Origin of the sequence: Streptomyces iakyrus (assembly GCF_000717055.1) — a bacterium.
Lineage (GTDB): Bacteria > Actinomycetota > Actinomycetes > Streptomycetales > Streptomycetaceae > Streptomyces > Streptomyces iakyrus.
Window position 1 is genome coordinate 1 of the sequence record NZ_JNXI01000017.1, and the last position, 23,671, is coordinate 23,671.

A 23,671-nucleotide genomic window follows, 5' to 3' on the forward strand; every position below is an offset into this window, starting at 1 on the left:
GTGGGGGTGGGACGGGAGGGGAGCACGTGCAGAGTGAGGGTTACGGCGGCCGGGTCCACCTCGCGCCGGGAGGCGAGCAGGCGGTGGGCTGCCACCGGGTCGTCGCCGGTGTGGGGGTTGCGGGCGTGGGCCGGGAAGTGGTGGCCGGCGATCTCCAGGCGCAGCCGGGTGCCGGCGCGCAGCCGGCGCGTGAGCCGGCCGAGGCCGATGGTGAACTCGGCTGGGCGGCCGACCGGTTCGGCTCGCCGGACGACGCCGACGGCGAGCCGCTCGGCGTTCCCCTCCGGGCTGAGCGCGACGAGCCGGGCGGCCCAGTCCGCGGACGGCGTGTGAGCGGTGGCCCGTAGCCGGGCTCCGGCGGGTCCGACGACGTCGAGCGGACGGGGCAGCGGTGGGGTGATCAGCACGCACCGGTCGGGGGGTCCGTCGGTCGGGACGGTCAGGTCGTCGGAGCGGACGGGCCGGTCGGGGTCGGCGGTGAACGCTGAGCCGTGGAGCAGCCGCGGCCGTTGTGCGCGCGGAAGGCCGTCGGCGCAGGCGGGCAGCCACAGGTCGGCTCCGCCCAGTGCCAGTGCGCCGTGGCGGCCGGGGGCGAGTTCGCCGGACAGGGCGCGCAGGGCCCAGCGCACGTACAGCTCGCCGAGGTTCAGCCGGTGGGCGGGCCCCGCGTCCGGGCCCGGCGTGGAGCGGAGGCCGTGCCCCCAGGGGCCGAGGAGCAGACGCGCAGAGGGGCCGCCCCAGTCGCGCCACAGGGCGACGGTGTCGTCGGTGAAGTGGTCGTGGTGGCCGCCGACCGCGAGCAAGGGCATCCCGGCATGTGCGGCCCGCGTCACGAGACGCCCACGATCGTGGTGGCGCCACAGATCCGCCCAGGAGGGCAGGCTCCGGCCCAGCCGCTCGGGGAGAGCGGTCAGCGGCAGGTGGGCGAGCAGGCCGGGGTCCGTGGCGAGGGCCTTGTCCAGGGCGCTCTCGTCGGAGTCCGGCCGGTCGCCATGAGCGGCCCACCATCCGGCGCGCGGGCGCAGCCGCTCCACGCCGGACGCCTCGCGCGCCGTCTCCGCGAGGCCGAGCGCGGGCACGGCCGCGATGACGGCGTCCGGCCGCGCGTCCCGGGGTGCGTCGAGGGCGAGGACGAGGGCGCAGTGGGCGGCGTAGGAGGCGCCGACGGCCACCAGCCGGCCGTCGCCCCAGGGCTGCCGCCGGATCCAGCGGGCGGTCGCCGCCCCGTCGGTGGTCTCGTTCGTGAAGGGGTGCCACTCCCCCGGTGACGCGAAGCGGCCCCGCACGTCCTGGACGACGGCGGCGAACCCCTGGCGGGCCCAGCCGGAGGCTTCGGCCCGGTGCCTGGCGCGGTCGTAGGGAGTGCGGACGAGGACGGCCGGGAAGGGCCCGTCGCCGGCGGGGAGTCGGACGTCGGTGGCGAGCCCGTCGACGGTCGCGCTGAACGCCGTCATCCGTCCTGCTTCGGCATCGATGCCACGTCCGGCACCGGCAGGACGGGGTGTTCGGTGACGGTCAGGGTGCGCAGGTCGACGCGGCGCAGCCGGCGTCGTGCCGGGAGGCCGGCCGTGTGGGGCGCTGCGGTGGCCCACCGGGTGAGGTCGTCGGCGAGCAGCGCCGCGAGCAGTGTGGCGGCGGGAACGGCGAGCCGGACGGGTGCGCCGAGGGTGCGGGGGCCGGTCCAGTACGCGGCCAGTTCGCGGTGCGCTGGGGTGGCGGCGAGCCGGCGGGAGCGGATGTGGGCGGAGGTGACGTCTCCGGGGTCGGCTGCGACCGGCTCGACGTAGGCCTGCCAGCCCTCGCGGTGGCAGCGCAGCCAGGCGACGCCGTGCTCGGGCAGCCGGTCCGCGGTGTCCCACAGCCCGTCGGGCACGGGTCCGTCGAGGCACCACACGACGGCGGCGGGGGCCGTGGCGAGCAGGTCGTCGAGGCCGGCCGGTGACGTGGTGCCGGCCGGAGCGGTGCGCGGGTCGGCGCCCAGGGCCGTCAGGTGTGCGGCGAGGGGTCCGGTCAGTACCGGGTCGCCGATGAGCCGGATGTGCCGGCGGTCGGCCGGCCACTCGGCGGGCGGGATGCCGTCCGCCAGGAATCCGGCCTGCTCGAACCCGCGGACGACGCGGTCGACTTCGGTGTCCGCCCGGTGCGGGGTCTCGTCGCCGGTGAGCCGGGAGAGCAGGAGCCGCTCGTCCGCGTCGCCGGTCCTGACGGTGAGGAAGTCCCCTTCGGGGGTACGGACGGCGAGACCTCGCCCGGGTACGGCGACGACCTCGGCACCGGGTACGAGTCGGCTGTGGGACACGGCGTTCCTCCTGGCGACGGGCTGGGGACGGGCGTGGGCCCGCCCGGAAGGCAACGGGCGGGCCCACGTTCGAGGGAGCTGAGCCCTCGCTTACTCCTCGGTGTCCTCGAAGGGGTTCTCGACGAGCGCGTTGGAGTGGGAAGCCGAGTCGTGAGCCAGCTGACCCGGGTCGGCGATCGGCGCGAAGACCTGCTCGTTGTCCATGAACTCTCCTTCATCTCAGGGAGATACGGCGTTCGGATGAGCGCCGCGATCACACGCTAATGAATCTGATTTTCATATTCAAGAGCTGCGATGGGGTGATCTGGGTAACACACCGGCCATCCCCCTTCCGGATCCTCGCCGACCCGGCCCGCCACCTTGAGGACCTCCGCCAGCAACCCCGGCGTGACGACCTGCTTCGGCGTCCCGTCGGCCACCACACGGCCCTCGCGCAGGGCGACGATCCGCTCGGCGAACCGGGCCGCGTGGGCCAGGTCGTGCAGCACCATCACCACCGTGAGCCCGCGCTCCTCGCGCAGGCGCACCACGGTCTGCAGCACGTCGAGTTGGTGGTGCAGGTCCAGGTAGGTGGTCGGCTCGTCGAGCAGCAGGACGCGCGTGTCCTGGGCGAGCGCCATCGCGAGCCGCACCCGCTGCCGCTCACCCCCCGACAGCGCGTCGACGTCACGGTCGGCCCACTGCTCCACCCCGACATCGCGCAGAGCCCGCCGCACGACGGGGTCGTCGCCCTCGCGCAGCATGCCGAGCGGCCCGCGTGCCGCGTACCGGCCCTGACGCACGAGGTGACGCACCGTCATGCCCGGTACGGCCGGGGCGGACTGGTGCAGCAGCGCCACCCTGCGGGCCGTGGCGCGCCTCGACAGCCGGGCGAGGTCGTCCGCACCGAGCAGTACGCGCCCCGCATCCGGCCGCAGCAGTCCCGCGGCCAGCCGCAGCAGCGTCGACTTGCCGCAGCCGTTCAGGCCGATGAGGGCGGTCAGTTCGCCCGGCCGGACCGTCATGTCGACGCCCCTCAGCACGGGTCGTCCGGGATAGCCGAAGTGGACCCCCTCGACGTGGATCCCCACGGACTCGGTCATGCTCTGCCCTTCGGTCGACTTCAGAACGTACGGCTCGGCGTGCGGCGCACGACGACCAGCAGCAGCGCGGCGCCCAGGCAGGCGGTGAGCGCCCCGACCGGCAACGTGAACCGGCCGGCGTCCAGCCCGGGTACCGGCAGCCGCGAGGACAACTGCGCGGCGGCGTCCGCCCCGCACACCACGACCGCGCCCACCAGGGCGGCACCGGGAAGGCTCACCCGCAGGTCCGCGCCGAAGACGGCCACGGCCAGATGCGGAACGAGCAGCCCCACGAAGCCCAGCGCCCCGACGGCGGCCACCGCGCCCGCCGTCAGCGCCACCGCGCACAGCAGGGCGAGGGTCCGTGCCGGCCGGACGGACAGGCCGGCCGTGAGGGCGATGTCGTCCCCGCAGCGCAGCAGGGTCAGCGGTCCGGCGAGCAGCCAGGCCCCGGCCCCCCAGAGGAGCGCCCACGGCCACAGCAGGTGCCAGTGCTGCCACACCCGCCCCTCGGTGGTGCCCACCAACCACTGGACGACGCTCCCGAGTTCACCCGGCTCCACCAGGAGCACCATGGCGGTGAGGCCGCCGAGCACCGCCGACACCAGCACTCCGTGCACGGCGGTCTGTGCCGGGTCCCCCCGGCCGCGGCCGGCGAGCAGCCACAGCAGCGCCGCTCCGGCACACCCGCCCGTACAAGCCGCGAGGACGACGGCCAGTGGCGAGTCCCATCCGGCGAGCCCCAGAGCAGTCGCGGTGACGGCCCCGAGGACCGCGCCCGGCGTCACGCCCGTCACCTCGGGTCCGGCGAGCGGGTTGCGCAAAGCCGACTGGAGGACCAGCCCCGCCACGGCCAGGCACGCGCCCGCCCCGAGGGACACCAGCAGTCTGGGCAGGCGCAGTTGGAAGAAGATGTGGCGTGCCGTCGCGTCACCGCCGCCGTTCACGACGTCCCAGACCACGCCCGGGGACATGCCGCGCCCGGCCACCAGTTCCACGCCGGCGCACACGACGGCAAGGGCCGCGAGCGCCATGAAACGCCGGGTCACCGTACGTCCTCCGTGCCGGTCGGCCGGGAAGGGGGCGGCTGAGTCCCGCCGGCCCCGGCTTCCTCTCGTCGAGCGTCGTCCGGGGCCGCACGGGGGACTTCGTCCGTCACGCCGGATGCGGCCGTCCGTGGGCCGTGCAGCGCCTTGCCCACGCCCGGCGCGGACCGGGCGGCCCGGCCGCGGCCACCCGACCGCATCAGAGCGACCCCGGCCGGAACCCCCAGCAGGGCCGTCCAGGCGCCGGCCGGCGTCTCCACGGGTGCCAGCGCCAGCCGGGCCGGGACATCGGCGACCGTGACGACGGCGGCACCCCAGGCGGCGGACCACGGAAGCCAGCGCACCGCTCCCGCAGTGGGGTTGAACCACCGGGCGAGGTGCGGGGCGAGGAAACCCACCCACGCGACGGGCCCGCACACCGCCGTGACCGGGGCGATCAGCACCACGGCGATGGCCAGCGCGGCGAGCCGCGCCCGGTGGGCGCGCACACCCAGCGCCTCCGCGTCCTCGTCACCCAGCCGCATCACCGACAGGACCGGCGCACACAGTACGAGGGCGGGAACGGCGACGAGCAGCCACGGCCACAGCCCGGCGATGTCGTCCCAGGTCCGGGCGGAGAGGGAGCCGAGCAGGTAGCGGTAGATGAGGTGGAGGTCCAGCTGGTCGGCCATGACCATCAGCACGAGCAGCGCCGCCTGCAGAGCGGCGGCGACCGCGGCGCCGGTCAGCAGGACGGCGGACGGGCTGCGGCCCAGCCCGGCGGCGAGCAGCGTCAGCCCACCGCCGAGCGCGGCCCCGCCGATGGCCAGCAAGGGCTGGACGGCGGCAGGCAGGGACAGCGTCAGCACCAGAGGCGCGGCCACCCCCAGTGCGGCCCCGGACGACACACCCAGCATCTCCGGCACCGCCAGGGGATTGCGCAGGGCCTCCTGGAGCACCAGTCCGGCCGCCCCGAGACAGGCACCGGCGACGAGCGCCAGCACCAGGCGGGGCACGCGGAGTTCGGTGACGACGATCCCGGCGAGGGTGGTGTCCCCGTCCAGCACCGCACCGGCCAGCCGGTGCGGTGGGACGTACGGGGTGCCGAGGCTCAGCGCGCAGAGCGAGGAGGCCACCAGCAGCACGGCCACCAGGACGGGCTGCCACGTTCGCGCACCGCGCGAGGGCCGCCGCCCGCCTGCCGCGGGACCATCCGCCGCGGCGGGCAGCGGCAGGGGCGCCCTCACCGCAGCGCGGCCGTGGCCTCGTCGAGGACGATGCCCAGCGAACGGGTGCCGCGGCCCTTGGCCCACACCTCTGAGTCGACCTCGTGGACGTCGCCGTTCTTCACTGCCGGGATCTTGCTCCAGAGGGGGTTCTCGGCCAGCTTCTCCGAGAGCTTGCCGTCCGCGTCGCCGAAGCTCATCGTCTCGACGAACAGCACGTCGACGTTCCGGGCGAGGATCTCCTCCAGGCTGTAACTTCCCTCGACACCACGGGACTTCCACGGGTACCGCGCGATCTTCGGGAACAGGCTCGCGGCCACGTCGGCCTCGGGGGTGGCGACGCCGAAGTTCTCGTCACTGCCGTAGATGATGAGCGCGGTCTTGTCACTCGGCGTCTTCTCGGCCTTGGCGAGCTTGGTGCGGAAGGTTTTCTCGGCCTTCTCGCCTTCGGCGGTGCGGCCGGTCAGGGCGGCGACGTCGCGCAGGTAGCCGACGCTGTCCTCCCAGGTCTCGGGCTGCATGGGCCAGAAGGTGGTGGCGCCCTTCAGGGCCGGGGCGAGCTTGCCGTGGGTGTCCCCCAGCCCGATGACCAGGTCGGGCTTGTGGGAGAGGATCGCCTCCACCTCCGGGGCGATGAATCCGCCGGGGATGACGTCGACCTCCTTGGCCTTCTCCTCCCCCAGGAAGCCGGGGTGGGAGAGCAGTGCGCTGTTGGTGGCGGTCGGGACGATGCCCAGTTCGGTCAGGATGTCGTCGCACAGCGCGAACAGGCAGACGATGCGCTCGGGTTCCTTGCTCACGGAGACCTTGACGCCATTCGTGTCGGTCACGTCCGTCGACGCCTTGATGGGTTCGACGGTGACCTCGGTCCTCGCCGCGGGCTTTGCCTCGTCACTCGCGGGCTCGTCGGGCGACGAGCCGCAGCCGGCCAGCACGGAACCCACCAGCGCTGCGGTGATCCAACTGCGGACGAATCTCGACGGGGAGCGCAGCATCGATGCCCTCGCTTCTTCTCAGGTGCCGGGAACTCACCGAACATACATGATAATCGTTTTCACGAGACACCCTTTGGGAGGACCCATGACCACTGCCGCACCCGTCCTGCTCGTCTCCGATCACGTGGCCGGGTCCGTCCACGTGCTGACCGTGCCGGACGGCACCGTCACGGGACGCCTCACCGGCCGCCATCTCTCCGAGCACGCCGGGTTCCTGGCCCTGTCAGAGGGGCGGGTGGCCTGTGTCGACGACCGCCGGGGGGAACTCCTGGTCCTCGACCCCTACGGCGAGCAGCTCGTGGAACGCGCGGTCCCGGTCGCCGTGCCGGCCGAGCACCTCGCCTGCGACCCGGCCGGGCGCCGGCTGGCCGTGACCACCGGCCTGGGCAAGAACACCGAGCCGTGGTCGGACCTGCTGACGGTCGTCGACCTGGCCACCGACAAGACCGCACGCGTGCGCACCCGGGTCGGTGAGCCGGGCGTGACGGTGCTGGGCGGCGGCGACCCGCTGGTCGTGCTGCGGCACCGGGAACCCGGGGCGCTGGCCGCACACCGGTTCGCGGATCTCCTCGCGGCTCCGCCCGGCTGCCCCGTGGCCTCGCCCCACGAGCTCCTGCCGTTGCCCGACGACGGCCACGGCGACGCCCAAGCCCCCGGTGCGGCAGACCTGTTCGTGGCCACCGGCGAGGGTGTGCACCGGGCCCGGAGGAAGGGCGACACGCTCCTGGCCGAGGCCGTGATCCCGTGGGAGGCGCCCGCCCGGGGGTGGTACCTGCGCCTCGACACCCGGCGGGCGGCGTTGTGGAGCACACTGCGCGGCGGCGCTCCCGACCCGCTGCGGTGGCCGGAGTGGACCAACCAGGCATGGCACCACGATCTGGAAACGGGTCGCACGTCCCTCACGGAGCTCGGCCCCGGACTGGTCTTCCGGCTGGCCCTCGCCCGCAACCACACGGCGTTCACCCGCATCCACCCCGACGGCGACGAGCTGCTCCTCCTCGGCGCCGACGGCATCGTCCGCCGCACCCCCCTGCCGGCGATGGACGGTGCCCCGCGTCGCGGCGGCACCCCCTGGGAAGGCGTCCAGCGCCGGGCCGTGGCCGCCTCACCCGGCTCCGACTGGGTCGCCGTCACCCGCGGCGGCCACGGCGAAGTCCACATCGTCGATGCGCGAACGGGCCACGAGGCGGCCCGTCCGCGGTTGAGCACACCGCTGCATCACGGCGGCCACATGGCCCTGCGCAACCGCACCGACGGCGCCGAGGGCGATCCCGTGGGCCGGTGACCGCCGCCGTACATGCCGATGCGCCAAGAGGCCCCGTCCGCGGGCGACTTGCTCCTCGCCTCAGAAACCGGCCATGGACTCGGCGAGCACCCCGCCCAGCGCACCGTAGACGCTGCACCGAACGGAGTGCCGTGCTCTCCGCCGCAGGCCGAACCCCACGATGAACGCGACCGCGAAGAGCGCACCGAGGACGAGCGCCACCGCCGGGCTGTAGACGACGTACACGAAGCACGCGACACCGGCCCAGACCAGGACCGGAAGGAGCGAACCACGCAACACCAGCCAGAGCGTGATTTGTTCCGCACTCGACGGGAGCACTCGCTCATGCCACACCTCGATGTGGTTCCCGGTAGCACAGTGCTCAGGGCGCATGGAGTCATCCCATCACGGCATGATGCTGCCGGTGAACCCGAGGAATGACACGTCCGCCCGGCCCCGATCGCGCTGGGGAGTCTTCAGCCGACCGGATTTTCGCCTGCTCTGGGTGGGCGAAACCGTGAGTGGCCTGGGCAACAGCGTCACCGTGGTGGCCTTGCCGTTGATCGCGGTCGTCGGGCTGGGCGCGGGCTCCACCGCCGTCGGCCTGCTCACGGCGGCGGTGTGGCTGCCGTGGCTGCTCGTGGGTCTCCCGGTGGGGGCATGGGTGGACCGCAGGCGCAAACGCCCCCTGATGATCGCGTGTGACCTGGCAGCCGCCGCGGCCCTGGTGAGCGTCCCGGCGGCGGCCTGGCTCGACGCGCTGACCTTTGAGCAACTGGTCGTCGTCGCGTTGGTCTGCGGCACGGCGGCGGTGTGCTTCGACACCGCCTACCACTCGTACATCCGCATCGTGCTCGACGGCCGCGACCTCCTGGAGGGCAACGCCAGGTTGCAGGGCAGCGCGGCCGCCACCCAGGTCGCCGGGCCCGGGGTGGCGGGACTCCTCGCCCAGGCGCTGGGCGCGGTCACCGCGCTCGTGGCCGACGCCGTGACGTTCCTGGTCTCCGCTGTCTGCCTGCGGCGGATCGGCGTCGTCGAGCCCGACCATGATCCCAGTGCGGAACGCGCCTCTCTCGGGCGGCAGATCGCGGAAGGGCTCCGTTTCGTGGCCCGGGACCGGTACCTGCGGCCGATGGTCACGTGGGGCGCCGTGGTCAACCTGGCGCTGATGGGCTATCAGGCGGTCCAGGTTGTCTTCCTGGTCCGCACCGTCGGGCTGAACCCCGGCATGGTCGGGCTGCTGCTCACCGGTGGCAGCGCCGGCGCCATCGTCGGTGCGCTGATGGCCACCCGTATCAGCCGGCGGTTCGGTACGGCGCGGGGGCTGCTCCTCCTGCAGCTCGCCACCTCACCGTTCGTGCTGCTGCTGCCGATGACCACGGCGGGGCCGGGGCTGCTGCTGTTCGCGACGGGGGGCTTCCTCGTGGGGCTCGGCATCTCCGTGGCCAACATCGTGGTCGGCACCTTCCGGCAGACCTACTGCCCACCGCACCTGCTCGGCCGGGTCGTGGCGACCACGATGGTGATCAACCACAGCACCATCCCGCTCGGATCCCTGCTGGGCGGCGTGCTCGGCGATGCCGTCGGGTACCGGCCGGCCATGTGGATCATGACCGGTGTCGTCGCGCCGTCGTGGCTCATCCTCGCCCTGAGCCCGATGCGCCGTATGCGTGATCTTCCGCAGGTCCACAAGCCGGATCAGGCGCACGTCGAGGGCTGATGCCGTGGCACGAGGCTCCTGGCCAGGAATCCGTTTGTCTGTGCACCACCCACCGCCCATCCTGCTGGGATGCGCTTCTCCATCAACATCCCCAACTTCGGGGACTTCGCGGACCCGCGGAACGTCGCGAAAATCGCGGCCGCGGCCGAACAGGCCGGCTGGGACGGGCTCTTCGTCTGGGACCATGTGCTGCACCGGCATCACCAAGGGCGTCCCTTCGGAGACCCCTGGATGCTGCTGACGGCGGCCGCACTGGCGACCTCACGCATCCGGCTGGGCACCCTGCTGACGCCGGTCCCCCGTTACCGTCCGCAGCAACTCGCCCGCCAGGTCGCCACCCTGGACCACCTCAGCGGCGGCCGGGTGACCTTCGCCGCAGGTCTGGGCGGTCCCGTCGAGGACGAGTACCGCAGTTTCGGCGACACCGCAGACCCGCGTCTGCTCGCCGAGCGCCTGGACGAGGGGCTGGAGCTGCTGCTGCGCTTCTGGACCGGCGGGCCGGTGAACCACCACGGCCGGCACTACGAAGCAGAGAACGTGACGCTGCTGCCCGCCACCGTGCAACAGCCAGGCCCGCCCGTGTGGATCGGCGGGTTCTGGCCACGCCGCCCACCCATGCGGCGGGCGGCCCGCTGGGACGGCGCGGTACCGCTCTTCGAGACGGCCCGGCACGGTCACGTACCCGATGTGGCCGAAGTCCGGGAACTGGCCGGCTACCTGCGCGACCACCGGCAGGCCGGCTGCGAGCGCCCCTTCGAGCTGGTCCTGGGCGGCGCCACACCCCCGGACGCGGCCCAGGCCGGGGACGTCATCGGTCCCCTGCGTGACGCGGGTGCCACCTGGTGGGACGAGCGGCAGATCCAGACCGGCCCCGATCTGGACCGACTGGCGCCGGTGCTGCGCCGCATTGAGGCCGGCCCGCCGGACCTCTAGGTATCCCGGACGGCCTCGTGGCCTCAGTCAGCGAGCGCGAGAGCCAGTACCTTCCGCAGGTCCTCCGGCTCGCGGTAGTGCAGACCCGTCATGCCCAGCGCGACGGCGGCCTCGATGTTCTCCAGCCGGTCGTCGACGAAGAGGCATCGCTCGACGGCGGTCTCCGCCCGCTCGGCGGCGATCTCATAGATCTCGCGGTCGGGCTTGGCCACTCCGACCCGGGCGCTGCTGACGACATGGTGCGCGAGGTCGGACAGCCCCAGGGATGCGAGGTCGCTCTCCAACTCCAGGGTCGCGTTGGTCACCAGGACGAGCGGCATGTGTTCCCGTATCCGGCGAAGCATCGTGACCACCACTTCGTCAGCCCGGAAAGGCGCCTCGGCCAGCGCCGTCCCCAGCTCACGGGCCTGAGGCTCCGAGACCTCACCGAGGAGACCCCGCACGATGGTCTCGACCCACTGCTCCTTGCCGATCTTTCCGAGGAGCAGCGGCAGGTCCGTCTCCGGGGCGTAGGCCACCCGTGTGGTGGTCCCCTCGGCCAGTCCGGCCAGCTGTTCCAGCCTCGCCAGTCGGGTCAGGTCATAGAACCGGATCACGTTGTCGAGGTCGCACAGCACCGCGTCGAACGGCCTGCCGGAGGTTTTGATCAGCGTCATGGCCCCTGAATAGCACGGGAACTCACACCGGCCGCCCGGCTCAGCGGAACAAGTGGGCGTTCTCCGCGGCCCACTGGCGGAACGGCCTGGCCGGGGAACCAGTGACCCGCGCTACCGTGTCGCGCACTGCCAGCAGTTCGTCATTGACGTCTCCGCCCGTGACGTCGAGCACCGCATCCGCGGCCTCCTCCCCGAAGACCGCGGCCATGCGGCCACGAGCCTCCTGCCGGCTGATCTCGATGAACGGGACATCCCGTCCGAGCACTGCCGCGATGGCCTCGACCTGCTGCCGGGCGGTCACCGGCTCCGGACCGGTCAGGGCGTACGTCCGCCCCCGGTGGCCCGGTTCGGTCAGCGCGGCACGCGCCACCGACGCGATGTCCGCGGGGTGGATCGTGGGCAGCCCGGTGTCCGCGTACGGCGCGCGGACCGCCACCCGGTCGCGAATCGGCCCGGCCCACATCAACGCGTTCGAGGCGAACTGCGTCGGCCGCAGGACCGTCCAGGCCATGCCGCTGTCCTCAAGCAGCCGTTCGACGGCCAGGTTCTCACCGGCAGGGCCCAGGTGCGGATGGGTCTGGACGGTGATGGACGACACCAGCACCACGTGCTCCACACCCGCCCGCCGGGCCGCCGCGACGATGTCCGCGTCCGGGCCCGTACGCGACGGGAGGAACATCGAGCGCACCCCGTCCAGAGCGGGCTTCAACGTCTCCCCCTTCGCGAAGTCCCCCTCCACCACCTCAGCTTCCCCGAAGAACGCCGCCCGTGCAGCGTCACGGGTGAACGCCCTCACCGGCCCCGCACCGCATGCCTGCAACTCCCGCAGCAGCACACTGCCGATATGCCCGGTGGCTCCGGTCACGAGGATCATGAGCACGTTCTCCCGCCGTCAGAGATCAACTACGGGACACGCTAGAAGCTCAATCGGACTTAAGGTCAAGGGCATGACCTGGACCGAGCGCACCGTGATACGCGAGGGTGTCCGCATCGCCTGCCGCGACTGGGGCGGCGCGGGACCCCCGGTCGTGCTGCTGCACGGGCTGGCCGGCCACGCGGGCGAATGGGATGCCCTCGCCGGGGACCTCAGCCCCCGCTACCGGGTCGTCGCCGTCGACCAGCGCGGGCACGGCGCGAGCGAACGCCGGCCGCGCGATGTCTCCCGCGCCGCGTACGTCGCCGACACCGTCGCCGTCATCGGACAACTCCGCCTGCACCAACCGGTGCTGGCAGGGCAGTCGCTGGGCGGGCACACCGCCCTGCTCACCGCCGCGGCGCACCCCGGCCTGCTGCGCGGGCTCGTCCTCGTCGAGGCGGGCCCGCGCCGTGCCGATCCGAACGTGCAGGCCGAGATCGGCGCGATGTTCGACGCGTGGCCGACGCCGTTCCCCTCGCGCCGCGCCGCCGTGGAGTTCTTCGGCGGCGGTGCGGTCGGCGAAGGCTGGGCGGGCGGGCTGGAGGAGCGCGACGGGGGCTGGTGGCCACGGTTCGATCGTGACGTGATGGTCGAAGCGCTGACCGAGAACACTCGGCGTTCCTTCTGGGACGAGTGGGCGAGCATCACGTGCCCGACGCTGGTCGTCCTGGGCCAGTCCGGCATCGTTCCCCCGCACGAGACGGAGTCCATGCTGCAACAGCGCCCGGAGACAGTGGCGTTGAGCGTCCCCGGCGCGGGGCACGACGTACACCTGGAGCGCCCCGAGGTGCTGCGGCAGGTGCTCAGGGCGTTCCTCGGACAGGTCCGGTCCCCGGGAAGAAGTCGGCACCCTGGACGTACGCCATCGCCTCGGTCCACTTCGGGTCGCGCAGGCGGCGTTCCATCTCCTCCGGGCTGACGTCCTCCACCCGCGTCTGGAGCCACCACAGGTTGCCCAGCGGGTCGCGCACCCGCCCGATCCGGTCGCCGAAGAAAAGATGCGTCACCTCGGTCACCGACGTGCCGCCCGCCGCGACGGCCCTGCGGTGCGCGGCGTCGGCGTCCTCGACGTAGAGACGCAGGAAGGCCGGCGTCGGCGGCCAGTTGGGCGGTGCGTCGAAGGGCATGACGACCGAGTCTCCGATCCGCACCTCCGCGTGTCCGATCCGGCCGTCCTCCCCGACGACCCGCGCGATCTCCTCCGCGCCGAACGCCTCCTTCAGATAGTCGATCAGCCCGGCCGTGTCGCGCGAGATGATCCAAGGCGTGACGGTGTGGTAGCCGTCCGGGATCGGTTGTACGCTCATCCGCTTTCCTCCCGACTGTGTGCTGCTCCTCCCGAAGCTACGGGGGCTGTAGGTCAGATCCTGTCCTATGGGCTCCTGGGAAATGATGGGCGGCGCCTCAGTCGGCGGGCAGTGCCTGCTCCGCCCAGATGATCTTGCCGTTGGGTATCTGACGGGTACCCCAGCCCTGGGTGAGCTGGGCGACGAGCAGCAGTCCGCGTCCGCCTTCGTCGAAGGTGCGGGCCCGGCGCAGGTGGGGCGCGGTCGTGCTGCCGTCCGAGACTTCGCAGATGAGGGTGCGGTCGTAGATCAGTCTGAGCACGACGGGAGGGCGGCCGTACCGGATGGCGTTGGTCACCAGTTCGCTGACGACCAGCTCGGTGACGAACGCGGCCTCGTCCAGGCCCCATCCGGACAGTTGCCGGCAGGCGGCTTTGCGCATCTCGGCGACCGCGGCGGGGTCCTGCGTCACGGGCCAGGTCGCCACATGGGACGCGTCGAGAGCCCGCGTCCTCGCCACGAGGAGCGCCACGTCGTCGGAGGGACGGTCCGCGAGGAGAGTGCTCAGCAGGTCGTCACAGGTGGCCTCCAGATCATGTGCCGGCCGCCCCAGCACCACGCGCATGGCGGCGATCCCCTCGTCGATGTCCCGGCCGCGGTTCTCCACGAGCCCGTCCGTGTAGAGGACGAGGAGACTGCCCTCGGCGAGCTCCAGCTCGGTCGATTCGAAGGGCAGGCCGCCCAGTCCGAGAGGCGGCCCCGCCGGGACTTCGAGGAACTCGACGGTGCCGTCGGGCCTCACGAGGGCGGGCACAGGGTGGCCGGCCCGCGCGACGGTGCAGTGCCGGGAGACCGGGTCGTAGACGGCGTACAGACAGGTGGCGCCGATGTCGCCGTCGATCGGTGCCATGGTGTCCGCCCCGCCTGCCAGACGGTTGACGAGGTCGTCGAGGTGGGTCAGCAACTCGTCGGGAGGCAGGTCGACGTCCGCCAGGGTGCGTACGGCGGTGCGCAGCCGCCCCATGGTCGCCGAGGCCTGGATGCCGTGGCCCACGACGTCACCGACGACCAGGGCGACCCGGGCACCGGAGAGCGGTATGACGTCGAACCAGTCGCCGCCCACCCCTGCGCGGGCACTGGCGGGCAGGTAGCGGGAGGCGACGTCCAGGGCTGCCTGCTCGGGCAGTTGCTGCGGCAGGAGGCTCTTCTGCAAGGTGAGGGAGGTGTCACGCTCGCGGGTGTAGCGCCGGGCGTTGTCGATGCAGACGGCGGCGCGGGCGGTGATCTCCTGACCCAGCAGCAGGTCGTCCTGTTCGAAGCGCTGGGGCCGCCGATGGCGGGAGAACGTGGCCACGCCCAGGGTGAGACCACGTGCGCGCATGGGTACCGCCAGCACCGAGTGGAATCCGAACTGCCGCATACGTGCGGCCCGTTGCGGGGCCGTCCGGTCGAGGTCCGCCAGTGCGGCGGGTGTGATGTGCTCGATGACCGGCCGGCCTTCCGCCAGACAGCGGGCCGCTGTGGAACGCTCCGGGTAGTTCGCCACCGTCCCGTACGGCACCACGGCTTCGGGGCAGCCCTCCAGAACCGACTGGGAGGCGACCCGGCGCATCATCACCGGACCATGCGGAGGGCCTTCCGGTGGGTCCTCGCCCCCTTCGATCGACGGCAGGAGATCGACCGTGACGAAGTCCGCGAACCGGGGGACGGCCACGTCGGCGAGTTCCTGGGCGGTACGGGGCAGGTCCAGTGTGCTGCCGATCCGCAGGCTGGCGTCGTCGACCAGGACCAGCCGCTGCCGCGAGAGGTACTGCTCCGTCACGTCGTGCGCCGACAGCAGGACGCCTTCGAGCCGCCCGCCGGAGTCGCGCACGGGCACCAGGGAGACCGACCACACGCTCTCCCGCTCATGGCCGGCGAGGTGCAGCGCGGCTCCGAGCTCCTGGGGCCGACCCGTCCGCAGCGCGGTGCGCATGCCCTCCTCGGTCCGCTCGCTCTCCGGGTCGAGGACGATCTCCGTCACCCGGAGACCGCGCATCTCCGCCTCGGACAAGCCCATCACACGTTCCATGTCCCCGTTCGCCCAGCGCAACCGCAGGCCGGTGTCGTACAGGGCCATGGTGTAGGGGGCCTGCGCGAAGCTGCGCCGCACGAACGCGTCGTCCTGCGGCGTGGGTGCCGGCCGGGTCACCGGGGCGACCAGGAGCCAGTCCTCGCCTCCGGCGCTCTCCCGGCGGTGGGCCAGCAGTCCGAGCGTGAGCCGGTGGCCGTCCCGGTGCAGCAGCGTGGCCGTCCCGCTCCACCTCCGCAGACCGGTCAGCGCGTCCGGTACGTGGGGGTGAGCGCCGTCGGCGAGAAGCCGGGCACCGCTCGTGCCGATCACGTCCGGGGCCCGGTATCCGAGCAGCCTCCTGGCCCCTTCGTTCCACGCGGTCACGACACCGTGACCGTCGACGACGGCCCTTGCCGTGGCCGCCTCGTCGATCCGTTCCCGCGACCCGTCGCCCGACGGGCCCCCGTCCCGGGCGGACGCGGATCCGATCATGATTCCATCCCGCCTCACTCCCGCCTGGGGCCGTCTGCCGGGGAGCGCCCTGAACCCGAGGTGCGCCGCACCTTCACTTTTTACGACACTGGATATCAAGCGTGACAGATGTGCGCGAACAGGTCCTCATGGCAGGATGGCGGGCCTCGTGGCAGGCCGGCGCCGCACGGCAGGGCGGCGGCGCGGTCCCGGACGGAGGGTGGCACCCATGGCTGTCATCGGCGAGAGGTGGCCGGACCGGGCCGAGTGGGCCGGGAAGATCTTCAGCTCGGGCTGGCGCGCGTCCGAGGGCGGCACCCGTCAGGTGATCGAACCGGCCACCGGGGACACTCTGGCCGAGGTCGGCATCGCGTCGCCCGCGGACGTCGCCCGGGCCGGCGCACGGGCCGCAGCGGCCGCCGGGGAGTGGGCCGCGGCTGCTCCCTCCGACCGTGTCGAGGTGCTGCTCAGGGCGTCCGGCATCCTGCGGGAACGCAGCGACACCTTCCGCGAGTGGATCGTCCGGGAGTCGGCCGGCGTCCCCGCGAAGGGCGACTACGAGATCGCCGCCGCCCTCGCCCAGCTGAACCACGCCGTCGGACTCGCCTCGCTGCCCCGGGGTGAGGTTCTGGAGCCGCAGGCCCCCGGCGGCACGAGCCTGGCGTGGCGGGTGCCGCTCGGCGTGATCGGTGTCATCAATCCCTGGAACGCTCCGCTCCTGTTCGCCGTGCGCGCGCTGGCACCCGCCCTGGCGCTGGGCAACACCGTGCTGCTCAAGCCCGACCCGCTCACGCCGGTGTCCGGGGGCGTCCTCGTCGCCCGGCTCTTCGAGGACGCGGGCCTGCCCGACGGGGTGCTGCACGTCCTGCCGGGTGGCGCCGAGACCGGGCAGGCGGTCGCGGCGGACCCCCACGTCGCCATGATCGCGTTCACCGGCTCCACCGCGGCCGGGCGGGCCGTGGCCCGGGTGGCCGGTGAGGGGCTGAAACGGGTCCTGCTCGAACTCGGCGGCAAGAACGCGCTCGTCGTGCTCGAGGACGCGGACGTCGAGGCGGCCGCCTTCGCCGGAGCGGTGAGCTCCTTCGGATATCAGGGGCAGGCGTGCGTAGCCGCCGGCCGCCATCTGGTCCACGCCGATGTGGTCGAGGCGTACACCGACGCGCTGGTCCGGCACGCGCTGGCCCTGCGCGTCGGCGACCCCCGCGAGGAGGGTGTCGGCATCGGGCCGGTCATCAGCGTGGGGCAGGCCACCAGGGTCGAGCGCATCGTCGACGAGAGCGTGGCGGCCGGGGCGCGGGTGCTCACGGGCGGCCGACGCGAGGGACTGTTCTACCCGCCCACCGTCCTGGACCGCGTCGACCGGGCCATGCCCGCGTACACGGAGGAGATCTTCGGTCCCGTCGCCCCCGTGCTGCCCTTCCACAGCGAGGCGGAGGCCGTCGAGATCGCCAACGACACCGCGTACGGTCTTGCGGCCGCCGTGCACTCCGGCTCCGTGCCGCGGGCCACCGCCGTGGCCGAGCGGCTGCGCACCGGCATGGTCCACATCAACGACGTCTGCGCCAAGGACGCGGCGAACGCCCCCTTCGGGGGCATGGGCGTCTCCGGCAACGGCTCCCGCATCGGCGGCACGGCCAGCCTGGAGCAGTTCACGCAGTGGCGCTGGATGACGGCACCGGGACCGTCGTGACCCCGGGCGCGGTCCGCCACGCGGCAGGTCCCACGGTCGCCCGCGCGGGAACGGGCCGGGGTCCCTCCACGAGGAAGGAGTGCCGCCATGACGAAGCCGGTGGTGGTGGGAGTCGACGGTTCACCGTCGAGTCTGGACGCGGTGGGGGCGGCAAGCCATGAGGCCGCGATCCGTGGTGCGGAGCTGCGGCTGGTGCATGCCTTCGGGCGGTCGTCCTCGCACCTGCCGGCCGGCGGGCCGCCGTGGAATCCGGCCGGGGCAGGGGTGCGGGAACTGCTCGACGGCACACTGGCGGCAGCCGAGCGGCGGGCCCACGACGTGGCACCGCAGGTGGACGTCACCCGTGACGTCACCGTGGGCGAGCCCCTGGTGGTGCTGGAGATCGCCTCCCGCACGGCCTCCCTCGTGGTGGTCGGCAGCCGGGGCCTGGGCGCTTTCAGCAGCCTGCTGCTGGGCTCCGTGTCCGGGCACCTCGCCGCGCACGGCCGCTGCCCCGTGCTGGTGGTGCGGGGGCGCCCCGCCCCGGCGGGCCCCGTCCTGCTGGCGGTCGACGACTCGCCCGCCTCCGAGGAAGCCATCCGTTTCGCCTTCGCCGAGGCGTCCCTGCGCGGCGCGGACCTCACGGCGCTGCACGTGTGCCGGACAGGGAGTCCGGATGTCTACGACGGCCCGGCAGATCCCCCCTTCGTCACCTACGACGAAACCCACCTGCTGGAGCACGCCGAGCGCGTCCTCGACGCGGCGCTCGCCGGTCCCCGGGGCAGGCACCCGGACGTCCCGGTGGTGCGAAGGCCGGTGGCCGGCCGGGTGCGGCACAGCCTCATCGACGCAAGCGCGGACGCGCAGCTGCTCGTCGTCGGAGCACGCGGGCGGGGCGGCTTCAGGGGCCTGCTCCTGGGCTCAGTCAGCCAGGCCGTTCTGCACCATGCGCGGTGCCCGGTCGCTGTGGTCCGTCACCGGGGCGAGGGCCCGGCGACGGCGGAGGGCGGTGAAGGTGATCACCCGTAGACTGCAACAGGAAGCCGCGCCCGCGGGCGCGTGATGACGGTGGACATCGACTTCACGGCCTTCTTCGACACCACGCCGAGCCCGTATCTGGTTCTGGATACGGACCTGGTGATCCGCTACGTCAACCCGGCATACCTGCACACGACCGGCCGGACCAGCGGTGACCTGATCGGAAAGCACTTCTTCGATGCCCTGCCGCCGCGCCCCGGCACCCCCGACGACCCGCAGCAGAACGTGAAGGCCTCACTGAGCCGGGCCCTGGACAGCGGGAAGCCGGACGTCCTGGTGCTCCAGCGCTACGACATCCCCGCCCCCGGCCGCCTGGAAGGGTTCGAGGAGCGATGGTGGTCGAAGATCCACACTCCGCTTCCCGGCCCGGACGGCAGGGTGAAGTGGATCGTCCAGCGGGCCGAGGACGTCACCGCCTTCTTCCACCCGGGCCGGGCCGGCCGGCTCGGGGAGGACTTCACGACGCGGGAGAAGGGCCTGGCGGCCGAGCTGTACGCGCGCACGGACGAACTGCACCGGCTGAACCGGGAGCTGCTCCAGGCCCACGCCCGGGAGCGGCAGGTCGCGGTCACGCTGCAGGAGGCCATGCTCTCCGCACCCGATCTGAACCGCCACGACAACATCGCCGTGCGGTACCTGCCGGCGACGACCTCCTTGAACGTCTGCGGTGACTGGTACGACGTCGTCGACCTACCGCCCGACCGCTATGCCGCGGCCGTCGGGGACGTCGTCGGCCACGGCCTGCACGCAGCGGCGGTCATGGGCATGCTGCGCAGCGCCCTGAGCGCCGTCATCCGGGCCATTCCCAGCCCCGCGCAAGCGCTGGAGGTCCTCGGCCTGTACGCCAGGTCCGTGGACGGCGCGATGGCGGCGACGGCGGTCAAGGTGCTCATCGACACCCGCAGCAGGCTGATCATCTACAGCAACGCCGGGCACCCGCCGCCCGTCCTGCTGCACCGGGACGGAACCTGCGAGCTGCTCGACAAAGCCACCGACCCGCCCCTCGGCGCACGCGAGCACCATGTCCCCCGCCCCCAGGCCGGCCTCACCTACACGCCGGGCGACACCCTCGTGCTCTACACCGACGGGCTCATCGAACGCCGCGACGAGGACATCGACGCCGGTCTGGCACGGCTGACCGCGGCTCTGCGCGCGGACCGCGCGCTGCGGCCCGGCCAGCTGGCCGACGGCCTGCTGGCCCGCCTCGACGTCACCGAAGGCGCCCCGGACGACATCGCCCTGATCGTGATCCGCTTGTAGTCCGGCGCGAGGGGCTAACCCGCTGCGCGGCTCGTGGTGCGGGGCGGGCCTGGTCGGTTCGGGGTGACCGATGGTCACATTCGGGTTCCTCCACGGTCCGGGACGGTCCTGAACACGCCATTCCGTGGTGCAGTCGGGACATGGCCTCACCGTCCACGGATGACCAGGAATCCTCGACGCCGTCCCGGCGCGAACGCCCCTCCCTGCTCACCGACATCGCCGTCGCCCTGCTGCTCCTGGCCGCGGACGCCGTCATCGTCGTCGTCGCCGGGCTGCTGCTCCTCGCGGTCGGCCTGGGAACCGCGCCGTCACCACGCTCCTCCCCCACCCCGCGCTCCCGGGACACCCCGGCTGTGACCTGGCTCATCATCTGGGGCGCTCCGGTCCTGGCGGCAGCGGGCGCCTTCGTGCACGCCCGTCTGAAGATGTCCGTCACCGCCGTAGTGCAGGGCCTGTTCACCCTCGCCTGCCTCGTCCTGGCCGTCGCGTGGACGCGCATGCTGCTGTCGTGACGCCTGCGCTGGTCGCACCCGGCGGTCCCACCGCGCCGTGGCAGGGGAAGGGCCGCTTCGACCTCCCCAGGTGTCGCAGCCCTTCCCCGTCCAGCGGCAAGCGGATACCCCCGAATGCGGATCCCACGCCTCACTGCCCCCGGCGCCGGCGCCGGCGCCGGACCAAGATCGATTGTCAGTGGTGGGTGAGAAGGTAAGAACATCCAACCGGGACACCGGAACAAGGGGGAGTTGTGATGTCCGGAAGCCAGAACTACATCAATCACGTCGCTCTAGTGCTCGATGCCAGCTCTTCCATGGCGCACCTGAGCCGCAAGGTCGTCGAGGTCGCCGACCAGCAGACCGCGTATCTGGCCCGCCGGTCCAAGGAACTGGACCAGGAAACCCGCGTCACGGTGTACGTCTTCGCCGACAAGGTGCAGTGCGTCATCTACGACAAGGACGTGCTGCGCATGCCGTCGCTGAAGCAGCTGTACCGGACGGGCGGCATGACGGCCCTCCTGGCGGCCGCGCTGAAGTCACAGCACGAGCTGGCTCAGACGGCCCAGCTGTACGGCGACCACAGCTTCCTGACGTTCGTGCTGACCGACGGGCAGGAGAACGCCAGTCACCGCTGCCCTGATGCCCCGGCCAGGGATCCCCGGGAACTGGTCGAGGCCGTGGCCCGGATGATCGAGACCCAGCAGGACAACTGGACGCTGGCCGTCCTGGTGCCCGACCAGATGGGCAAGCGGGAGGCCATGCAGTGCGGATTCCCCAGGGACAACATCGCCATCTGGGACGCCACGAGCACGCAGGGCCTGGAGGAGGCCGGGCAGGTCATCCGGCAGGCCACCGAGAATTTCATGATGGGCCGCACCCAGGGTATCCGGGGGTCGCGCGCGGTGTTCTCCACCGGTGCGGAAGCGGTCAACCAGGACACCATCAAGGCGGCCGGCCTCACGCCGGTCGATCCGTCGAAGTACCAGCTGATACCGGTGGCCCGCGACGCGGCCATCAGGGAGTGGGTCACCGAGTGCGGGCACACCTACCGGACCGGTGCGGCGTTCTACCAGCTGAGCAAGTCGGAGAAGATCCAGGCACAGAAGCAGATCGCGGTGCTGGAGAAGAAGACGGACCGCGTGTACACGGGGCCCGCGGCGCGGAGCCTGCTCGGCCTGCCCGACGCGGAAGCCCGCGTCAAGCCGGACCACAATGACCACTTCACCATCTTCGTGCAGAGCACCAGCGTCAACCGGAAGCTCGTACCGAACACGCGGCTGCTGCTGATGCTCTGACCTGTCGAGAAGACGATGGCGTGCCGGAGGCCTCGCCGCCCCCGGCACCCCGCCTAGAGCCCGAGTTCACGCTCGCCGAGAGGAGTGAAGAAGCGCTCGACATCGGACTCGGTGACCTCGTCCAGAGTCTTCGGCGACCAGCGCGGCCGGCGGTCCTTGTCGACGACCTGGGCGCGGATTCCCTCGACCAGGTCGGGCATGTCGAGGGCTGCGCAGGAGACGCGGTACTCCTGGTTCAGAACCGGCTCCAGCGACCCGAGTGTCCGGGCGCGGCGCAGGGAGGCGAGGGTGACCTTGAGGGCGGTCGGCGACTTGGCCAGCAGGGTCTCCGCGGCCTCCTTGGCGGCCGGGTCGCCGTGCGCGAGCAGCCGACGCACGATCTCCTCGACGGTGTCGGCGGCGTAGCAGTCGTCGATCCAGTCGCGCCGGGCGGCCAGGACGCCCTGGGGAGGTGTCCCCACATGGCCGTCCAGGGCCTCCTCCACGGGCAGCACGGCCAGGGCGCCGAGAGATTCCGGCAGCACGGCGGCCGGCACGTAGTGGTCCGCGAGCCCGCACAACAGCGCATCAGCAGCACCGATCTGAGCGCCCGTCAGGGCGATGTGCGTGCCCAGCTCCCCGGGGGCCTGGGCGAGCAGACGGGTGCCGCCCACGTCCGGCACGAAACCGATGCCGGTCTCGGGCATGGCGACCCGGGACCGCTCGGTGACGACACGGACGCTGCCGTGCGCCGAGACACCGACGCCGCCGCCCATCACGATGCCGTCCATCACGGCGACGTAGGGCTTGGTGTAACGGGCGATGCGGGCGTTGAGGCGGTATTCGTCGCGCCAGAACGCGGCGGAAGCCGTGCCGTCGCCGTCACGGGCGTCGTCGTGGATGGCACGGATGTCGCCGCCGGCGCACAGGCCCCGCTCCCCCGCGCCGGTGATGACGACGGTCTCCACGGCGGTGTTCCGCTCCCACTCGGTGAGGGCTTCGTCGATGCGGCGGACCATGGTGTGCGTCAAGGCGTTGAGGGCCCGCGGCCGGTTGAGCGTGATGTGGGCGGCACGCCCGCTGGTGTGGAAGAGGACGGGTTCGGGTTCCTCGGCTCCGCTCACCGGAACTCCTCCCCCAGGCCCTGGGCCACGATGACGCGCATGACTGTCGATTCCTTTCCCATCACGTGGAGGCCATCAGGTCGCTCGCTGCCGTCGCCGGATCACCTGCCACCGCGGACCCTACGGTGCGCTGATGACCGGGCGTGGCAGGGGGTCCCGCCCCTGGTCCGCGAGCCGTCACCTCACCGGTCGGGTCCGGCGCTCCGCACCGACGGGCGGAGAATCATGAGGGAGTCTTCCGGGGTCGCCACCATGGCGAAGGGGAACCGGTCGAGGTCCAGGCAGAGCGAGACGTCGTCGGGGTGGACGCCCTGCCGTACACCCTCCGTCAGCTCGGCGGCGGCGCGCGACGCAGCAGCACGCCGGAGGAAGTCGGTCGCCGCCGTCCCTGTCCCGGTGGCCCTCAGGGCGATGTACTGGGCGCACGCAAGGTCTTCCTCGGCCTGCCCGCCCTCGCCGGTGACCAGGAACGTGACGCGGTCGCACCCGCGCGTCCGCAGGACCCGGGCCGTGGCCTCCGCCACCACGAAGCCGGCGCACAGCACCAGCGACGCCTCCCTGACCGCGAGGGCGCCGACCGTCCCCGCCGTCGTCTTCTGCACGACGGTCCGCCCGGCGAGGTCGGCAGAGCGCAGCAGTCCCGGTGAGTTGACGGCATCGAACCCGGGCGCGGGCGGACCGTCCTTGAGCGCCACCCAGTCGGGGTGACGTGCCTTGAGCGCCAGGGCGTCCTCCGGCGACTCCGCGAGAACGATCTTCTCCGCCCCTCGTGCGAAGGCCCAGGCGGCCACCGTGAAGGCACGCATGACGTCGACCACGACGGCCACGGACGGGGCTTCGGCAAGTTCCGGTATGCCAAGGAACCGAGTCTCCATCGGGCCATGATCGCTCAAGCCCTTCCCGCCGC

23 protein-coding genes are annotated in these 23,671 nt (G+C 72.5%); 9 read left to right on the forward strand and 14 right to left on the reverse strand.

The window, feature by feature from the left end; all coding sequences use genetic code 11:
- The 7 genes from OO68_RS26590 to OO68_RS26615 all read right to left on the reverse strand — a co-directional run.
- On the reverse strand, positions 1-1,454 hold a 1,454-nt coding region (locus OO68_RS26590; protein ID WP_051814816.1), incomplete at its 3' end, for a CocE/NonD family hydrolase.
- A complete protein-coding gene (locus OO68_RS26595; protein WP_033311669.1) occupies positions 1,451-2,299 on the reverse strand; it encodes a hypothetical protein in 849 nt (282 codons plus the stop codon). The genes OO68_RS26595 and OO68_RS26590, both read right to left, overlap by 4 nt.
- A gap of 90 nt (positions 2,300-2,389) precedes the next feature.
- Positions 2,390-2,503 (reverse strand): streptamidine family RiPP, encoded by a 114-nt coding sequence (gene amiA, locus OO68_RS47805; protein ID WP_241270818.1) that lies wholly within the window; start codon positions 2,501-2,503, stop codon positions 2,390-2,392.
- A gap of 56 nt (positions 2,504-2,559) precedes the next feature.
- Entirely contained in the window at positions 2,560-3,381 is an 822-nt protein-coding gene (locus tag OO68_RS26600; protein WP_033311671.1) for an ABC transporter ATP-binding protein, read from the reverse strand.
- Positions 3,382-3,401: 20 nt separating this feature from the next.
- Positions 3,402-4,394, reverse strand: a complete 993-nt coding sequence (locus tag OO68_RS26605) for a FecCD family ABC transporter permease (protein WP_245237186.1) — start codon at positions 4,392-4,394, stop codon at positions 3,402-3,404.
- 11 nt (positions 4,395-4,405) lie between these two features.
- Positions 4,406-5,536, reverse strand: a complete 1,131-nt coding sequence (locus tag OO68_RS26610) for a FecCD family ABC transporter permease (RefSeq protein ID WP_033311675.1) — start codon at positions 5,534-5,536, stop codon at positions 4,406-4,408.
- 92 nt (positions 5,537-5,628) lie between these two features.
- A complete protein-coding gene (locus tag OO68_RS26615; RefSeq protein WP_063739340.1) occupies positions 5,629-6,606 on the reverse strand; it encodes an ABC transporter substrate-binding protein in 978 nt (325 codons plus the stop codon).
- A gap of 85 nt (positions 6,607-6,691) precedes the next feature.
- On the opposite strand from OO68_RS26615, the gene OO68_RS26620 reads away from it, so the two are divergent.
- The gene (locus tag OO68_RS26620; protein ID WP_033311676.1) at positions 6,692-7,891 is read left to right on the forward strand and encodes a hypothetical protein; all 1,200 of its coding nucleotides are present in this window, start codon (positions 6,692-6,694) and stop codon (positions 7,889-7,891) included.
- A gap of 60 nt (positions 7,892-7,951) precedes the next feature.
- Here the strand turns inward: OO68_RS26620 and OO68_RS26625 are convergent, their stop codons facing one another.
- Entirely contained in the window at positions 7,952-8,170 is a 219-nt protein-coding gene (locus OO68_RS26625) for a hypothetical protein (protein WP_245237169.1), read from the reverse strand.
- A 115-nt stretch (positions 8,171-8,285) separates the two neighbouring features.
- On the opposite strand from OO68_RS26625, the gene OO68_RS26630 reads away from it, so the two are divergent.
- Both OO68_RS26630 and OO68_RS26635 read left to right on the forward strand, forming a co-directional pair.
- On the forward strand, positions 8,286-9,590 hold the full coding sequence (locus OO68_RS26630) for an MFS transporter (protein ID WP_280922535.1): 1,305 nt from the start codon (positions 8,286-8,288) through the stop codon (positions 9,588-9,590).
- 69 nt (positions 9,591-9,659) lie between these two features.
- Positions 9,660-10,523 carry an LLM class flavin-dependent oxidoreductase gene (locus OO68_RS26635; protein ID WP_033311679.1) on the forward strand — a complete coding sequence of 288 codons (864 nt, stop codon included), beginning with the start codon at positions 9,660-9,662 and terminating at the stop codon, positions 10,521-10,523.
- A 23-nt stretch (positions 10,524-10,546) separates the two neighbouring features.
- On the opposite strand, the gene OO68_RS26640 is transcribed toward OO68_RS26635, so the two are convergent.
- Complete coding sequence (locus tag OO68_RS26640; protein WP_033311682.1) at positions 10,547-11,179, reverse strand: HAD family hydrolase; 633 nt, start codon at positions 11,177-11,179, stop codon at positions 10,547-10,549.
- 40 nt (positions 11,180-11,219) lie between these two features.
- Complete coding sequence (locus OO68_RS26645) at positions 11,220-12,053, reverse strand: NAD(P)H-binding protein (protein WP_033311684.1); 834 nt, start codon at positions 12,051-12,053, stop codon at positions 11,220-11,222.
- Positions 12,054-12,126: 73 nt separating this feature from the next.
- Between OO68_RS26645 and OO68_RS44405 the strand changes: the two genes are divergently transcribed.
- Positions 12,127-13,014, forward strand: coding sequence for an alpha/beta fold hydrolase (locus OO68_RS44405; RefSeq protein ID WP_078625467.1), 888 nt, complete (start codon positions 12,127-12,129; stop codon positions 13,012-13,014).
- Here OO68_RS44405 and OO68_RS26650 read toward each other — a convergent pair.
- Both OO68_RS26650 and OO68_RS26655 read right to left on the reverse strand, forming a co-directional pair.
- A complete protein-coding gene (locus OO68_RS26650) occupies positions 12,899-13,402 on the reverse strand; it encodes a VOC family protein (RefSeq protein ID WP_033311685.1) in 504 nt (167 codons plus the stop codon). The genes OO68_RS44405 and OO68_RS26650 overlap by 116 nt on opposite strands.
- 97 nt (positions 13,403-13,499) lie before the next feature.
- Positions 13,500-15,926 carry a SpoIIE family protein phosphatase gene (locus OO68_RS26655; RefSeq protein ID WP_033311686.1) on the reverse strand — a complete coding sequence of 809 codons (2,427 nt, stop codon included), beginning with the start codon at positions 15,924-15,926 and terminating at the stop codon, positions 13,500-13,502.
- Between the two features lie 208 nt (positions 15,927-16,134).
- On the opposite strand from OO68_RS26655, the gene OO68_RS26660 reads away from it, so the two are divergent.
- The 5 genes from OO68_RS26660 to OO68_RS26680 all read left to right on the forward strand — a co-directional run bounded on the left by OO68_RS26660 (position 16,135) and on the right by OO68_RS26680 (position 21,661).
- On the forward strand, positions 16,135-17,595 hold the full coding sequence (locus OO68_RS26660) for an aldehyde dehydrogenase family protein (protein ID WP_033311687.1): 1,461 nt from the start codon (positions 16,135-16,137) through the stop codon (positions 17,593-17,595).
- A gap of 87 nt (positions 17,596-17,682) precedes the next feature.
- Positions 17,683-18,603, forward strand: a complete 921-nt coding sequence (locus OO68_RS26665; protein ID WP_051814817.1) for a universal stress protein — start codon at positions 17,683-17,685, stop codon at positions 18,601-18,603.
- 33 nt (positions 18,604-18,636) lie between these two features.
- Positions 18,637-19,872: a SpoIIE family protein phosphatase gene (locus tag OO68_RS26670; RefSeq protein ID WP_033311688.1), complete on the forward strand. Its 1,236-nt coding sequence runs from the start codon at positions 18,637-18,639 to the stop codon at positions 19,870-19,872.
- Positions 19,873-20,012: 140 nt separating this feature from the next.
- Positions 20,013-20,384, forward strand: a complete 372-nt coding sequence (locus OO68_RS26675) for a hypothetical protein (RefSeq protein ID WP_033311689.1) — start codon at positions 20,013-20,015, stop codon at positions 20,382-20,384.
- A 236-nt stretch (positions 20,385-20,620) separates the two neighbouring features.
- On the forward strand, positions 20,621-21,661 hold the full coding sequence (locus OO68_RS26680) for a vWA domain-containing protein (protein ID WP_033311690.1): 1,041 nt from the start codon (positions 20,621-20,623) through the stop codon (positions 21,659-21,661).
- A gap of 53 nt (positions 21,662-21,714) precedes the next feature.
- Here OO68_RS26680 and OO68_RS26685 read toward each other — a convergent pair whose 3' ends face one another.
- Together OO68_RS26685 and OO68_RS26690 are read right to left on the reverse strand one after the other, a co-directional pair.
- A complete protein-coding gene (locus tag OO68_RS26685) occupies positions 21,715-22,764 on the reverse strand; it encodes an enoyl-CoA hydratase/isomerase family protein (RefSeq protein ID WP_033311691.1) in 1,050 nt (349 codons plus the stop codon).
- A 182-nt stretch (positions 22,765-22,946) separates the two neighbouring features.
- Positions 22,947-23,639 carry a 2-phosphosulfolactate phosphatase gene (locus tag OO68_RS26690; RefSeq protein ID WP_033311692.1) on the reverse strand — a complete coding sequence of 231 codons (693 nt, stop codon included), beginning with the start codon at positions 23,637-23,639 and terminating at the stop codon, positions 22,947-22,949.
- Between the last annotated feature and the right edge of the window lie 32 nt (positions 23,640-23,671).